This window comes from Peribacillus butanolivorans (assembly GCF_001273755.1).
GTDB lineage: Bacteria > Bacillota > Bacilli > Bacillales > DSM-1321 > Peribacillus > Peribacillus butanolivorans.
Genome location: NZ_LGYA01000001.1, coordinates 3,220,569 through 3,235,449, shown reverse-complemented (window position 1 = coordinate 3,235,449; position 14,881 = coordinate 3,220,569). Strand labels below are relative to the sequence as shown.

The following is a 14,881-nucleotide window of genomic DNA, read 5'->3' as shown; positions in this document are numbered from 1 at the left end:
CATGGAGCAGTCTAAAGAGCAAAAAGTTCATCATGTTTTTGAAAAGATTTACGGTAATTATGACAAGATGAATTCCCTCATCAGCTTTAAGCAGCATCTTAAATGGCGGAAGGCTACAATGGCTATAATGAAAGTCCCAAAAGGCGCCCATGCACTTGATGTATGCTGTGGAACAGCGGACTGGACCATTGCCCTTGCTAATGAAGTAGGACCTGAAGGAAAGGTTGTTGGTCTGGATTTTAGTAAAAATATGCTGAAAATCGGCGAACAAAAGGTGAATGAACTCAAGTTAGATCAAGTTTCTCTTATGCATGGGAATGCAATGGAACTTCCTTTTGAGGATAATAGCTTTGATTATGTCACAATCGGTTTCGGGCTGCGGAATGTTCCTGATTACATGCAAGTGCTCAAAGAGTTAAACCGTGTTGTCAAGCCGGGTGGAATGGTTGTTTGCCTCGATACCTCACAGCCAACAATGCTTGGATTTAAACAGGGCTATTATTTTTATTTCCGTTTCATAATGCCCGTGTTTGGCAAACTATTCGCTAAAAGCTATAACGAATATTCATGGCTGCAGGAATCTGCGCGCGATTTCCCGGGCATGAAAAAGCTTGAAAGTATGTTCAAACAGGCAGGAATGGAAAATGTCAGTTACAAGGCCCATTTCGGTGGTGTTGCAGCAACACATTTCGGGTACAAGCCTTCAAATAAAGCATAATAGCAATGGACAAAGCTGGGTGAAATGTATGAAATTTAAAATGATGTATTCCTTTTTGAATACAGATTTGCAATTAATAGAAAAAGAACTAGAAGCCGCAATTGAAGCAGACTCCACTGTTTTAAGGGAAGCTTCACTGCATTTACTGCAATCCGGCGGAAAACGAATTCGTCCGGTATTCGTCCTTTTGGGTGCGAAGTTTGGCGATTATGATATTCATGTCGTAAAGCATGTTGCAGCAACATTGGAATTAATCCATACTGCTTCTCTCGTACACGATGATGTTGTTGATGATGCGGACTTACGCAGGGGATCTGCAACTATAAAATCAAAATGGGATAATCGTGTCGCCATGTATACAGGCGACTTCATTTTTGCACGGGCACTAGAAATGATGGCAGTAATTGAGTCGCCGCTTGCGCATCAAATTCTCGCGGATACTATGGTTGAACTATGCCTTGGAGAAATCGAGCAAATTAAAGATAAATACAATTTTAATCAAAATTGGCGGATTTATTTCCGAAGAATCAAACGAAAGACAGCATTACTCATTGCTTCTAGCTGCCAGTTGGGAGCTATTTCAGCGGGTGTAGATGAGAAAATTCATCAAAAGCTATTTAAATTTGGTTATTATGTCGGGATGTCATATCAAATTACTGATGATATCTTGGATTTTACGGCTTCGGAAGAGGAACTTGGGAAACCGGCTGGAAGCGATTTGATTCAAGGAAACATTACTTTACCAGTATTGATTGCGATGGAAGATCCAAAGTTGAAAAGGCTTATCGAAACAGTTCGGGAAGATACGTCTAAAGACGAAATGACCCATATAATCAATGCTATCAAATCTTCAGGCGCCATTGAGCAAGCTGCTAGAATCAGTGACATGTATTTAGAAAAAGCTTTTTCCGAGTTGAAAGGTCTTCCTGCTATTAAAGCAAGGAAAACATTATCTGATATAGCGAAAAATATCGGAAAAAGAAAGTTTTAGGACTTGGAGTTGCGAAACTCATCAAACAATGGTAATATTCTAAAAGGATTGCCTTATATAGGCAAATAACAATGATACATATTAGGAGTGACAATTATGGAAAGAACATTTTTAATGGTAAAGCCTGACGGCGTTCAACGTAATTTAATCGGTGAAATCGTTTCCCGCTTTGAAAAGAAAGGCTTCCTTCTAGCAGGAGCAAAATTAATGGTTATCTCTCAAGAGCTAGCTGAGCAACATTATGGTGAGCACAAAGAACGTCCTTTCTTTGGCGAATTAGTGGACTTCATCACTTCAGGTCCTGTCTTCGCAATGGTTTGGGAAGGTGAAAATGTAATCGCAACTGCACGTCAAATGATGGGCGCTACTAATCCTAAAGATGCAGCAGCAGCTACAATTCGTGGAGATTTTGCAGTAACTGTAGGCAAAAACATCATTCACGGATCAGATTCAGCTGAAAGTGCTGTTCGTGAAATCGGTTTATTCTTCAAAGAAGAAGAACTTGTTGAATATTCTAAACTTGTTAACGAGTGGGTTTATTAATAGTTAGTTAATAAATTTTAAAAAAGCGGGTTCTGTCGCCCTTATGCGATAGTACCCGCTTTTTTTTTTTTTTTTGAATCCTTGACAATTTTAACTGTCACTGGTCGTAAAAACTGTTTTTTTAAGAATTTTCAGCCCTCTCCGATATATAAAGAGAAGAACTACTTAAAACAAAGGGAGTCGTAGGTATGCCTCAAGAATATGAAGAGTTTATTCGAAAAATCAAAATGTTGACAGGCATTGATTTGTCATTATATAAGGAAGGACAAATGAAACGGCGCCTCACTTCACTTTATGAAAAAAGAGGTTATCACTCATTTCGTGAATATTATAAAGACATTCAAACAAGTCCCAACGTTTTAAATGAATTTTTAGACAGAATGACAATTAATGTTTCAGAGTTTTATCGAAACGCGAAAAGATGGGAAGTATTGGAGAAAAAAATTCTTCCCTCTTTATTAGAAGGCCAAAAAAGGTTGAAAATATGGAGCGCAGCCTGTTCAACTGGTGAAGAACCGTACACGATTGCAATGATTTTATCTAATCTTGTTCCCTTAAGCCAGATAGAGATACTAGCGACGGATTTAGATGAGAATGTATTAGCACGTGCGAAATTGGGAGTTTACCCTGACCGTTCCTTGAATGAAGTACCTGCTGATATAAAAAAGCAATACTTTATAAAAGAAGAGGATTTTTATCGCGTTGATGATGAAATTAAGCGAAGAGTCACATTTAAGAAACATAATCTTCTTGCAGATCGATTTGATCAAGAATTTGACTTAGTCGTATGCAGGAATGTTTTAATTTACTTCACTGAAGATGCCAAAAGTCTTTTATATGATAAATTCAGTACGTCATTGAAAAGTGGGGGAGTGTTTTTTGTAGGAAGTACAGAGCAAATATTTAATCCCGGAAAATATGAGTTTGAAACGATGGACACATTTTTTTATAAAAAAAGGTAAATAGTATACAAGGGCTGATAATGCATTCAGTCCTTTTTCGTTTTACTTGCTATGAAAAAACAGAGACTGTATGTCTATGATAAGAGAGATTAAACTATATCGAAAATGTTGAAGAACATGTAAAATAAAATGAAAAGTGAATAAATTCAAACAACAAAGGTTTTTACGTTTTACATATACCCACATTTCATAAAATTGTGGTATATTGATACATATACACTTTAAAGTGCTAAAAGGGGGCTGGAAGATGAGATATTTAACAGCGGGAGAATCACATGGTCCGCAGCTGACTACTATTATTGAGGGATTACCGGCAGGGATGCCGATTACGAATGAGGATATTAATGAAGAGTTAGGACGCCGGCAAAAAGGGCATGGTCGTGGACGAAGAATGCAGATTGAGAAAGATCAGGCTTTTATATCTTCGGGAATCAGACATGGCTACACACTAGGGTCACCGGTTGCTTTAGTTGTTGAGAATGACGACTGGAAACATTGGACTAAAATTATGGGAAGTGAAGGACTTTCAGAGGAAGAAGCTGAAGAGATCAAACGTAAAATTACTCGTCCTCGTCCTGGTCATGCAGATTTGAACGGCGGTATTAAATATGGGCATCGTGATTTAAGAAACGTATTGGAACGTTCTTCAGCCCGTGAAACGACTGTAAGGGTTGCTGCCGGTGCTGTCGCTAAAAAGTTATTGTCGTTATTGGGGATTGAAGTGGCTTCACACGTATTGGAAATTGGTGGAATAAAGGCTGAGCCACCACAATATGAAACAATTCAGCAATTACAGCAAGTTACGGAAGAATCTTCAGTCAGATGTTTTGATAAAAACGTAGAGCAGCAGATGAAAGATGCAATTGATGAAGCGAAACAAAAAGGGGATTCGATTGGCGGCATCGTTGAAGTCATTGTAGAAGGAATGCCAGTGGGCGTAGGAAGTTATGTTCATTATGACCGTAAACTAGATGCAAAGCTTGCAGCAGCGATTATGAGTATTAATGCGTTTAAAGGGGTAGAAATAGGTCTTGGGTTTGAAGCGGCCCATCGTTTTGGCAGTGATGTTCATGATGAAATTGCTTGGGACAAAGAAAATGGTTATTACCGTAAAACCAATCGCCTTGGCGGTTTTGAAGGCGGTATGACAACTGGAATGCCGATTATTGTTCGTGGCGTTATGAAGCCAATTCCTACTTTATATAAGCCGTTGAAAAGTGTTGATATTGATACTAAGGAAGTATTTGAAGCAAGTGTCGAACGTTCCGATAGCTGTGCAGTTCCTGCTGCTGCTGTTGTTGCCGAGGCTGTAGTGGCTTGGGAACTTGCAGCAGCGATTGTTGATCAATTCCCTTCAGATCGTTATGAGCAATTGGCAGAATACATGAACTCTTATCGGGAAGAAGTAAAGGAGTTTTAAACTATGGAATCCATGCAAATAAAAACGGCTTCCAAGCAATATCCAGTTTTAATCGGTAAACAGGCGATTAACGAGCTGCCCGATTTTATAACACATGAATTAAATCAACTAAATAAGATTTTGATTATAACCGATGAGAAAGTAGCTGAACTTCATTTACAAACTGTGAAAAAAGCTCTGATTAAGACGGGAAAACCGGTCCTGCACTATGTTGTACCGGAAGGAGAGCATGCTAAAACGTTTGAAGTGTTTTATGAATGCCAAAGCTATTGCTTATCTCAACAACTTAATCGCAAGTCATTGATTATCGCCCTTGGTGGTGGTGCAGTCGGTGATCTGGCTGGATTTGTTGCGGCTACTTTTATGAGAGGGATTCCATTTATCCAGGTTCCGACGACTCTGCTCGCCCATGATAGTGCTGTGGGCGGCAAAGTTGCCATCAATCACCCTCTTGGAAAAAATATGATTGGGGCCTTTCATCAGCCAGAAGCAGTCATATATGATCTTGAATTTTTGCAGACTCTCCCACTTCAAGAATTACGGTCGGGTTTTGCTGAAGTCATTAAACATTCCTTGATAGCAGATAAAGAGTTTTATCGGTGGTTAAAGTCGAATATTGTTGATTTGAATAATATAACAGATGAGCAATTTTTAACGATGATTACAAAAGGTATTGGCATAAAAGCGTCCATTGTCGAAGAAGATGAAAAAGAAATGGGGATTCGTGCCTTTTTAAATTTCGGTCATACACTTGGACATGCTGTGGAAGGCTCTATGGGATATGGAAACTTTACGCATGGTGAATCCATTTTAATCGGGATGGTATATGCTCTTAAATTAAGCAGTAGAGAACAGGGTCTTGATTTTAAACTTGACGAGTTTATTAATTGGGTATCTTCTTTAGGTTATCAAACAACCATTCCTTTACAACTTGAAAAAGAAACTTTACTTAATTTAATGAAAACAGACAAAAAATCAATCAATGAAGGTGCTACCTTTGTCTTGCTTAAACAATTGGGGTCTCCATTATTAATGGATATAGCCGACTCTGTGCTGATAGAGGAAATGATTGAAATGAAATAAAATACAGGAAATGGGGGAACTGTGTGTGATAAGAGGAATAAGGGGCGCAACAACAGTAGAGAAGGACACAGAAATGGAAGTGATTGCTGCTGTTGAGCAGTTGATGGCAGAAATCATTCGGGTCAACGAGATTGATCCTGATATGGTTGCCTCTGTATTTTTTTCTGCAACGGATGAGATACGCTCTGTCTTTCCAGCCAAAGCCCTACGTAAATTTGAGGGTTGGACATATGTGCCAGTAACGTGCATGCAAGAAATACCAGTAAGCAACTCCCTTCCATCTTGTATACGGGTAATGATTCATGTAAATACAACAAAATCTCAAAAAGAGATACAACATGTTTATCAAGCAGGAGCTGTCGTATTGCGGCCGGATTTGACAAATAAAATATAAGATAAGATTTTAGGAAAAAGAATATGATATACTATTCTCACACTTTCTTACTTTAAAGTGATAAAAATATAGAGGTGAATGACATGAAGTGGAATGATGCGGTCCTTTCGTTGAAGTCTTATCAACCTGGGAAATCAACCGATGAAGTAAAAAAAATGTACGGTCTTGAAAAAATCACGAAATTAGCTTCAAATGAAAATCCTTTTGGTTGTTCTGAAAAGGTCAGAGAAAGCGTTAAGAACTCAACCCATTCTTTTGCTATCTATCCGGATGGATATGCAACATTGCTTAGAGAAGCTGTTGCAAAGCATACAGGTGTAAAAGAAACACAGCTTATTTTTGGAAATGGGTCTGATGAGAACATTCAAATCATTTCTAGAAGCCTATTGGGAGCTGGTAAAAACACCGTCATGGCAACAGGCACGTTTTCGCAGTATCGCCATAATGCTACACTTGAAGGCGCGGAAATCAGAGAAGTTCCTCATATTGACGGAGCACATGATTTAGAAGGTATGCTAAAAGCGATAGATGAGAACACTGCTGTTGTCTGGGTTTGTACACCTAATAATCCAACAGGAAAATACATTCCGGAACAGGATTTATTAACATTCATTGAAAAGGTACCGAATGATGTTCTTGTCGTATTGGATGAAGCCTATTGTGAATATGCAGTGGCTGAGGATTACCCGAAAACAAATCAATGGATCAATAAATTTAAGAATTTAATTATACTTCGAACATTTTCAAAAATTTATGGTCTTGCCAGTTTTAGGGTCGGGTACGGATTGGCAGATGATGATATTATTCAGAAGCTCGACCCATCCCGAGAACCATTCAATGTCAATACTTTCGCACAAAAGATTGCTATTGTTGCTCTGGAAGATCAAGCCTTCATTGAAAAGTGTAATACTGAGAACCAAAAAGGACTCAATCAATATTATGAGTTTTGTAGTAAGGAAAATCTAGCTTATTACCCATCACAAGGTAATTTTATTTTCATACATTTCAAACAGGATGCGGATGTAGTATTTCAATATTTGCTAGAGCGTGGATACATTGCAAGGTCTGGAAAATCGTTCGGTTTCCCGAACAGTCTGCGTGTAACGATTGGTTCAACAGAAGAAAATGAAGGAATGATTAACGCTATCAAATCTTTCTTAAATGAAGATGCTACGCCTTCTAATTCCCTTCTTTAATCGTTTCAGCAAGCATAGAGGAGCAAAAAGAAGCGGGGGGGAAAAGTGTGAAGGGAAAGGTTTTTGTAATAGGTCTAGGCCTAATTGGTGGATCTTTGGCAATGGCTGTACGCCATGCACATCCTGAAGCTGTGATTGTTGGAATTGATCTAAGCGAAAAGAATATTCAACTATCAAGGCTGCTGGGAATCATTGATGATTCAGTATCTTCTCTTGAAGCGGGAGCGTGTGACGCTGACTTAATTCTGCTGGCAGTTCCCGTAAATGAAACCGTCCAGATTTTAGCGAAATTAGCTGATTTGGATTTGAAAAGAGATGTCCTCATTTCTGATGCGGGAAGTACAAAGGATAAAGTCGTAAAAGCGGCAAGACCATTGATAGATAAAGGTGTGGCCTTCATCGGTGGTCACCCTATGGCTGGGTCTCATAAAAGCGGTGCAGGGGCTGCCAAACTACATTTATTTGAGAATGCGTTTTATTTACTTACTCCAGATGAAACTGTAGAAGAAGGTAAAATAGAGCAGTTAAAAGAATGGTTAATTGGCACAAGAGCGAACTTTTTGGTAGTAACACCTAGTACCCACGATAGACTGACAGGAGTAATCAGCCATTTTCCACATATCGTCGCTTCCGGGTTGGTTAAACAGGCAGAGACATATAGTAAGGAAAATGAGCTGATCTCTAGACTTGCAGCTGGGGGATTCCGAGACATTACGAGAATTGCCTCAAGCAGTCCGGAAATGTGGCGTGACATTTTGTTACATAATCGTGATGTGTTACTGGTATTAATGAATGATTGGCTGAAGGAAATGGAGAATGTCAAAGAGCTTGTAGAAAATGAAGATAGTGAAGAGATTCTGCGTTTCTTTAAGGATGCAAAGACTTTTAGAGATGATTTGCCAACCCATGCGAAAGGCGCAATCCCTGCTTTTTATGATTTATATATCGATGTACCGGATTATGCTGGTGTAATTTCTGAAATTACCGGATATTTAGCTCAAGAAGGAATCAGTTTAACAAACATAAGAATTATTGAAACTAGGGAAGAAATATACGGTGTTCTAGTTATCAGCTTCCAAACGGATGTAGACCGTATTAAAGCATCGGAATGTATTTCAAGACATACAGAATATGAAACAATTCTGGCATAATAAAATAATAGTCGAAGGATGATTGTATGAATACAAAAAGTTTAAAAACGAACATTCAATCATTACGTGGTGCAATTGCTGTACCAGGAGATAAGTCTATCTCCCATCGTTCGATTATGTTCGGAGCCCTTGCCGAGGGTGAAACGACAGTTACTAATTTTCTGCCTGGAGCAGATTGTTTAAGTACTATTTCCTGTTTTAAACAGCTTGGAGTAAACATTGAACAAGATGGGCAGCAGGTCCGTATTGAAGGCAAAGGTTTTAATGGTTTGACGGAGCCACGTGAAGTACTTGATGTCGGAAATTCTGGTACTACGATCAGATTAATGATGGGCATTTTGGCTGGCCAGGATTTTTCGGCTGTGTTAGTAGGTGACGAATCAATAGCTAAACGCCCGATGACCCGAGTAGTCAATCCTCTCAGTCAGATGGGAGCACACATTGATGGCCGGAAAGGAGCCGAATACACGCCGCTTTTCATAAGGGGTGGTAAATTACAAGGGTTTCGCTATAAATTGCCTGTGGCAAGCGCACAAGTCAAATCAGCTATTCTCCTTGCAGGCTTGCAGGCAGAAGGGGAGACAATCATTGTCGAACCGGAAGAGACTCGTGATCATACGGAACGAATGATCAAGCAGTTTGGCGGGGAAATCGAAAAAGACGGTCAAACGATAAAAGTAAAAGGCAACCAAGTGTTCAAAGGAACCAATATTCATGTGCCTGGAGATATTTCTTCTGCAGCGTTCTTTATGGTGGCTGCTGCAATTACAGAAAATAGTGAAATTGTTCTGAAGAATGTGGGCCTTAATTCGACAAGAACAGGTATCATCGAAGTTATGAAAGCGATGGGGGCAGATATAACGGTCGAGAAGAAATCGAGCGAAGGTGAACCGGCAGGCGATATTACTGTCAGAAGCTCTCGTTTAAAAGGAACAACGATCAGCGGTGATTTAATTCCTCGCCTAATCGATGAGATACCAGTTATTGCACTTTTGGCCACCCAGGCGGAAGGAATAACGACGATCAAGGACGCAGCAGAGCTTAAAGTGAAAGAGACCAATCGAATTGATACGGTAGCCAACGAGCTTTCCATCCTTGGAGCGGATATAACGCCGACTGTAGACGGCTTAATTATCAAGGGACGAAAAGCACTAAATGGTGGCACGGTTACAAGCCATGGAGACCACCGTATTGGGATGATGCTGGCTGTAGCAGCATTGATCACTGATGGGAAAGTGGAACTTGAGGATCCGGATGCAATTGATGTCTCATATCCACAATTTTTTGAGCATTTGACTCATTTAATACAGTAAAGATTTAAAGAAGTTTGCAGACCTTATTAGAGTCTGCAGACTTTTTTATATTTTTTTTTTCTTAGATTAATCTCTCGGAATTGTTGAAAGCGCTATCATAACGGCCTCTTTTCTAATAATAACTCCTTAAAATTATTAAAAAGGCGATTATCACCAAAAAGGAGATTTACCTTTGTATGGAGAATTAACTATTAACCTTTTTTTAATAAGAATGGGGGGAGAATTTCATCAATGGAATACAGGGCTGCAGTATGGTAAACTAATGAATACTGTTTTTACTATGCACCTCACGATTAGATGCAACATTTTGTACTTTATGGAAGAGAATATAACACTATCACGTGAGAGTGTTTGTCTAGAGACTAAGTTTATTATGCAAAAAGGAAGGAAACAGCAATGAACACAGTAGATCAAGTTATTCAGCATTTAAAAAAAGGGGAATTAACAGAAGCTCTTAAACATATAAATCGAATTAAATCATCAGAGTCAGCCGAGGACATTTTGATGCTGGCTGAAGAAATGCTCCAGCTTGGTTTTGTAGAGGAGGCAAAAGATCTTTTTGAGCATCTACTAGAACTATATCCTGATGAAGGAGAATTGATTGTTTCATTAGCTGAAATTTTGATTGATATGGATCAAGAAGATGAAGCGATGTTAATGCTTGAAAAAGTAAGTGTAGATGATGAAGTATATCCCAGTGCATTGCTTTTGGAAGCAGACCTTTATCAATTACAGGGGATGGATGAGGTCAGTGAGCGAAAATTGTTGCAGGCAAAGGGAATACTACCAGATGAGATCATCATTGATTTTGCACTAGGTGAACTGTTCTATCATCAAGGAAGAGACCAGGAAGCCATTGCAAATTACATAAAGGTTTTGGAACAGGAACAAGAAATTGCTGGAGTTAATGTCAATCAACGACTAGCTGAAGCATTAAGCAGCTCTGGGAAGTTTGAGGAGGCCCTTCCGTACTTTGAAAAGGCTCTAAATGACGGGCTCGAAATAAATACGTTATTTGAGTATGCATTTACAGCTTTTCAAGCAGGTCTTTATGAAACCGCCGTGCGTAAGTTTATCGAATTGAAGGAATTGGATCATGAATATCATTCCCTATATTTATACTTGGCTAAGAGTTATGAACATCTTGAAGATTTGGAAAATGCTTTGAAAACGGTCAAAGAAGGTATCAAGGCTGATGAATTCAATAAGGAGCTTTATTTCTTCGGTGGTAAAATAGCCTTAAAAAGCGGACTCGATAGTGAAGCAGAAAATTTATTCAAAGAGGCTCTTGCCATTGATCCCGGCTATTTGGAAGCTGCACTTACTCTTTTGAAACTGTATATGCATCACGAAAGATATGAAGATATCTTAGAGTGTATTGGCGAGGTTAGAAGATACGGTGAGGATGATCCGCAGTTTGAATGGATAGCTGCCGTATGTTATCAACACACCGAACAATTTAAAGAGTCATTAACCTGCTATCATAAAGCATATAATTCATTCAAGAACAATCCAGACTTTCTTGAAAACTATGGTTTCTTTTTAATTGAAGAAGGAGACAGAACCACATCTAGAGAAGTATTTAATAAGCTGCTTGAGCTAAACCCAGCAAACGATGAGTATGTGATGATTTTGGAACGGCTTGGTGAAAGTCCAGAGGAATTGTAGATAAGAGAAAATAAAAAAATATCAAGACAGAGGAGGGAATTCATGGTGGCTGCCCCTGTTTCTGTGAATGAGAAAAAGGATTTTATTCGGTGGTTTTTAAATCATTATCAACTGAAAAGAAGAGAATGTGTTTGGATATTAAATTATTTAATGAGTCATGATCAATTAATGAAAAAGGTTCATTTTGTAGAAAATGCACAATATTGTCCACGCGGATTAATTATGTCGACACATTGTGTAGAAGAGGTTCCTTTTAGGTTCTATAAGTCCAATATTATGACGACCGATGCAGAGAAATCTTTTCATGATATCCGCTTAAACCGGGATGAAGATATTTATATTCAACTCAATTTTAAATCCGCTTATTCTTCATATCAGTACGCAGCAGTGCTTGAGAATAACCCTTTCATGCCGAAATCCACGGCTGCAAATGAAAAAGATCAGCTGCTGGCTGAGCAATTTTTGGAAAAAAGTATGCTGTATTTCCAAAGGGATCGTCTACTTAAGGAAATTGATGAAGCGCTCGATAAACATGACGAACAGGCATTTAAGAACTTAACCGAACAACTAAATCAATTAAAAGTACTTGGATGAACTAAAACGACCTTTCCGTAATCAGGAAAGGTTTTTATTTTTTATAAAACGCTGATAAAATCCACATTTTTGTAAAGACTATAGATATATGGTAAAGATGTAATAAAAAAATGGTAAAATGATAAGGAGTTGATTTAATAAATCGGGAGTGAAGAAAAAATATGAAGTGGACAGCAAAAGATCTGGATATGTATATCCAGTCAAAAGAGTATGTGGATACGGTTTTAATTCCATTGATTCCCATAACATTTGGAAGTCAAATTAAGCAAACTGGTTCAATGAATGAATTTCTTACCATTTTAAGCTCGGAAATTGAAAAGCAGATGAAAGGAAGAATTCTTTTAATGCCAACTTTTCATTATTTGAGTGATGAGGAGGATAAGATTGATTTATTAAAGCGTTGGACCAACAAAGTGAAAGAAAATAATTTTAAACATATTTTTTTTCTTACATCAGATATTGAATGGAAAAAGGAAGAGCGGGAATTAGAACATAATTTAGTATGGATTCCAGCCATCCCTCTTGAAACCCTAGAAAATAACCAAGCCAGGGAAATGATTAACCAGCAAGTTCTCCAGATCCTTGATATTTTCACTTATAATTGGAAAAATGAAAAAAAGTAGGATTTTTCGCATTATTTGACACATAGTTGCCACCTTTTGGGTTTTACAAATATTGACCTTGGTAAATTATTGAGATATCATGGAAATGTCCTAGTTTTATAGTGTTGCTATTTATTGGTCCTTTGGGCTCTCAGTATAGTAATAGAGGGGGGGAAAACGCATGAGCAAGCATAATGTTTCACGACGTCAATTCCTTAATTACACACTTACTGGCGTTGGTGGATTTATGGCGGCCGGTATGTTGATGCCTATGGTTAGGTTTGCAATTGATCCAGTATTATCAGCAGATAAAGGCGGGGATTACATTGCAACTAAACAAAAGGTAAGTGAACTGACTACCGAACCAACCCGTGTTGACTTTAGTTTTAAGCAGGTCGACGGGTGGTATGAGTCTGAAGAAACAAATACAGCTTGGGTTTATAAAATGGAAGACGGTAATATCGTTGCTTTATCTCCAATTTGTAAACATTTAGGCTGTACGGTAGCATGGAATACGGATAAGTCTAATCCGAATCAATTTTTCTGTCCTTGTCATTATGGCAGGTACACGAAAGATGGTGTGAACGTGAAAGGGACACCACCGGTTTCACCTTTGGATGTCTATGACACGAAAGAGAAAGATGGAATTCTTTATTTGGGTCAATTAAAACCGCATGGGGGGGCGTAAACATTGCTAACAAAGTTATATGACTGGGTGGACGAGCGTTTAGATATTACGCCATTATGGCGGGATATTGCTGACCATGAGGTTCCTGAACATGTTAACCCCGCGCATCATTTTTCTGCATTCGTATATTGTTTTGGTGGGTTAACTTTCTTTATCACGGTCATCCAAATATTGTCGGGTATGTTCTTGACGATGTACTATGTACCGGACATTAAAAACGCTTGGGAATCTGTTTATTATCTACAAAATGAAGTTGCCTTCGGTCAAATTGTCCGTGGTATGCATCACTGGGGAGCAAGTCTAGTTATTGTTATGATGTTTTTACATACTCTTCGTGTCTTCTTCCAGGGAGCTTACAAAAAACCGCGTGAATTGAACTGGATGGTCGGCGTATTAATTTTCTTTATTATGCTGGCATTAGGATTAACAGGTTATTTACTGCCATGGGATATGAAAGCGCTATTTGCAACAAAGGTTACTTTGACAATTGTTGATTCGGTACCGCTAATGGGACCAGCACTTAAGACATTGATAGCAGGAGATCCAACAATAGTTGGAGCACAGACATTAACACGATTCTTCGCAATTCATGTATTCTTCCTGCCTGCAGCATTATTTGCTTTACTAGCGGCTCATTTCTTGATGATCCGGAAACAAGGTATTTCAGGTCCACTATAAAAGAATTATGAACTGAGAATCATAAAAACCTTTTCATAAAGGAGGGGATTGTTCAATGCATCGTGGGAAAGGTATGAAATTCGTAGGTGACTCGCGTATCTCCGCGAACCGTAAACCGAATATTCCGAAAGATTATTCAGAATATCCTGGGAAAACTGAAGCATTTTGGCCTAATTTCCTTTTAAAAGAATGGATGGTCGGAGCTGTATTTCTTGTTGGCTATTTGTGCCTAACAATTGCACATCCGTCTCCATTAGAAAGAATAGCAGATCCGACAGATACAGCGTATATTCCGCTACCTGACTGGTATTTCCTATTCCTTTACCAATTACTTAAGTATACTTATGCATCGGGTCCGTATAATGCAATCGGGGCTCTCGTTATACCTGGACTAGCATTCGGGGCATTGCTCTTGGCACCATTTTTAGACCGTGGTCCAGAGCGTAGTCCAGCAAAACGTCCATTTGCTGTAGGTTTTATGTTATTAGCAATGGCTGGTGTTTTTTATCTGACATGGGAGTCTGCAGCCCATCACGACTGGGAAGCTTCTAAGAAACAAGGTGCAATAGTAGAAGGTGCAGACATTGATAAAGACAGCGAAGGTTATAAACTTATGGATGCTAGTGGTTGTATTAGTTGTCACGGAGCTGAGTTAACAGGTGGAGCAGGAGCACCGAGCTTGATTGACACTGGTTTAAAGCCAGAAGAAATCTCTAAAATCGCTCGCAAAGGACAAGGTGCTATGCCAGCTGGTATGTTCAAAGGTTCTGATGAAGAATTGGCAACATTAGCTGAATTTGTTTCGGGTTTAACAGCAAAATAAAGTATTTATCGACAGCATTTTCTTTCATATGCTGCCGAATGGAAAAGCTGACGACTA

At 38.8% G+C, this 14,881-nt stretch carries 16 protein-coding genes; all 16 read left to right on the top strand.

Annotation, left to right across the window (positions count from 1 at the left end; translation table 11 throughout):
• The first annotated feature begins 1 nt into the window (after position 1).
• The gene (locus AKG34_RS14825) at positions 2–718 is read left to right on the top strand and encodes a demethylmenaquinone methyltransferase (RefSeq protein WP_053346780.1); all 717 of its coding nucleotides are present in this window, start codon (positions 2–4) and stop codon (positions 716–718) included.
• Positions 719–746: 28 nt separating this feature from the next.
• Positions 747–1,709 (top strand): heptaprenyl diphosphate synthase component II, encoded by a 963-nt coding sequence (hepT, locus tag AKG34_RS14820; RefSeq protein ID WP_053346779.1) that lies wholly within the window; start codon positions 747–749, stop codon positions 1,707–1,709.
• Positions 1,710–1,805: 96 nt separating this feature from the next.
• Positions 1,806–2,252: a nucleoside-diphosphate kinase gene (gene ndk, locus AKG34_RS14815; protein ID WP_034308008.1), complete on the top strand. Its 447-nt coding sequence runs from the start codon at positions 1,806–1,808 to the stop codon at positions 2,250–2,252.
• A gap of 188 nt (positions 2,253–2,440) precedes the next feature.
• A complete protein-coding gene (locus tag AKG34_RS14810; RefSeq protein ID WP_053346778.1) occupies positions 2,441–3,214 on the top strand; it encodes a CheR family methyltransferase in 774 nt (257 codons plus the stop codon).
• 247 nt (positions 3,215–3,461) lie between these two features.
• Positions 3,462–4,634, top strand: coding sequence for a chorismate synthase (gene aroC / locus AKG34_RS14805; RefSeq protein WP_053346777.1), 1,173 nt, complete (start codon positions 3,462–3,464; stop codon positions 4,632–4,634).
• Between the two features lie 3 nt (positions 4,635–4,637).
• Positions 4,638–5,717, top strand: a complete 1,080-nt coding sequence (aroB, locus tag AKG34_RS14800) for a 3-dehydroquinate synthase (protein ID WP_053346776.1) — start codon at positions 4,638–4,640, stop codon at positions 5,715–5,717.
• Positions 5,718–5,742: 25 nt separating this feature from the next.
• A complete protein-coding gene (gene aroH, locus AKG34_RS14795; RefSeq protein WP_223305474.1) occupies positions 5,743–6,111 on the top strand; it encodes a chorismate mutase in 369 nt (122 codons plus the stop codon).
• An 83-nt stretch (positions 6,112–6,194) separates the two neighbouring features.
• The gene (gene hisC / locus AKG34_RS14790; RefSeq protein WP_053346774.1) at positions 6,195–7,307 is read left to right on the top strand and encodes a histidinol-phosphate transaminase; all 1,113 of its coding nucleotides are present in this window, start codon (positions 6,195–6,197) and stop codon (positions 7,305–7,307) included.
• 47 nt (positions 7,308–7,354) lie between these two features.
• Positions 7,355–8,458, top strand: coding sequence for a prephenate dehydrogenase (locus tag AKG34_RS14785; protein WP_053346773.1), 1,104 nt, complete (start codon positions 7,355–7,357; stop codon positions 8,456–8,458).
• A 26-nt stretch (positions 8,459–8,484) separates the two neighbouring features.
• Positions 8,485–9,771 (top strand): 3-phosphoshikimate 1-carboxyvinyltransferase, encoded by a 1,287-nt coding sequence (aroA, locus tag AKG34_RS14780; RefSeq protein WP_053346772.1) that lies wholly within the window; start codon positions 8,485–8,487, stop codon positions 9,769–9,771.
• A 396-nt stretch (positions 9,772–10,167) separates the two neighbouring features.
• Positions 10,168–11,439 (top strand): tetratricopeptide repeat protein, encoded by a 1,272-nt coding sequence (locus tag AKG34_RS14770; RefSeq protein ID WP_053346770.1) that lies wholly within the window; start codon positions 10,168–10,170, stop codon positions 11,437–11,439.
• Positions 11,440–11,481: 42 nt separating this feature from the next.
• Positions 11,482–12,033 carry a ReoY family proteolytic degradation factor gene (locus AKG34_RS14765; RefSeq protein ID WP_053346769.1) on the top strand — a complete coding sequence of 184 codons (552 nt, stop codon included), beginning with the start codon at positions 11,482–11,484 and terminating at the stop codon, positions 12,031–12,033.
• Positions 12,034–12,194: 161 nt separating this feature from the next.
• Positions 12,195–12,656: a YpiF family protein gene (locus AKG34_RS14760; protein WP_053346768.1), complete on the top strand. Its 462-nt coding sequence runs from the start codon at positions 12,195–12,197 to the stop codon at positions 12,654–12,656.
• Between the two features lie 160 nt (positions 12,657–12,816).
• A complete protein-coding gene (locus AKG34_RS14755; protein ID WP_053346767.1) occupies positions 12,817–13,323 on the top strand; it encodes a QcrA and Rieske domain-containing protein in 507 nt (168 codons plus the stop codon).
• Positions 13,324–13,326: 3 nt separating this feature from the next.
• Complete coding sequence (qcrB, locus tag AKG34_RS14750) at positions 13,327–14,001, top strand: menaquinol-cytochrome c reductase cytochrome b subunit (RefSeq protein ID WP_053346766.1); 675 nt, start codon at positions 13,327–13,329, stop codon at positions 13,999–14,001.
• Between the two features lie 55 nt (positions 14,002–14,056).
• Positions 14,057–14,824, top strand: a complete 768-nt coding sequence (locus AKG34_RS14745) for a menaquinol-cytochrome c reductase cytochrome b/c subunit (protein WP_053346765.1) — start codon at positions 14,057–14,059, stop codon at positions 14,822–14,824.
• Positions 14,825–14,881: the final 57 nt, after the last annotated feature.

Bases quoted from the DNA above. Each gene is read 5' to 3' on its own strand.
- AKG34_RS14825 (WP_053346780.1), top strand. From the start codon at position 2: ATGGAGCAGTCTAAAGAGCAAAAAGTTCATCATGTTTTTGAAAAGATT.
- hepT (WP_053346779.1), top strand. From the start codon at position 747: ATGAAATTTAAAATGATGTATTCCTTTTTGAATACAGATTTGCAATTA.
- ndk (WP_034308008.1), top strand. From the start codon at position 1,806: ATGGAAAGAACATTTTTAATGGTAAAGCCTGACGGCGTTCAACGTAAT.
- AKG34_RS14810 (WP_053346778.1), top strand. From the start codon at position 2,441: ATGCCTCAAGAATATGAAGAGTTTATTCGAAAAATCAAAATGTTGACA.
- aroC (WP_053346777.1), top strand. From the start codon at position 3,462: ATGAGATATTTAACAGCGGGAGAATCACATGGTCCGCAGCTGACTACT.
- aroB (WP_053346776.1), top strand. From the start codon at position 4,638: ATGGAATCCATGCAAATAAAAACGGCTTCCAAGCAATATCCAGTTTTA.
- hisC (WP_053346774.1), top strand. From the start codon at position 6,195: ATGAAGTGGAATGATGCGGTCCTTTCGTTGAAGTCTTATCAACCTGGG.
- aroA (WP_053346772.1), top strand. From the start codon at position 8,485: ATGAATACAAAAAGTTTAAAAACGAACATTCAATCATTACGTGGTGCA.
- AKG34_RS14770 (WP_053346770.1), top strand. From the start codon at position 10,168: ATGAACACAGTAGATCAAGTTATTCAGCATTTAAAAAAAGGGGAATTA.
- AKG34_RS14765 (WP_053346769.1), top strand. From the start codon at position 11,482: ATGGTGGCTGCCCCTGTTTCTGTGAATGAGAAAAAGGATTTTATTCGG.
- AKG34_RS14760 (WP_053346768.1), top strand. From the start codon at position 12,195: ATGAAGTGGACAGCAAAAGATCTGGATATGTATATCCAGTCAAAAGAG.
- AKG34_RS14755 (WP_053346767.1), top strand. From the start codon at position 12,817: ATGAGCAAGCATAATGTTTCACGACGTCAATTCCTTAATTACACACTT.
- AKG34_RS14745 (WP_053346765.1), top strand. From the start codon at position 14,057: ATGCATCGTGGGAAAGGTATGAAATTCGTAGGTGACTCGCGTATCTCC.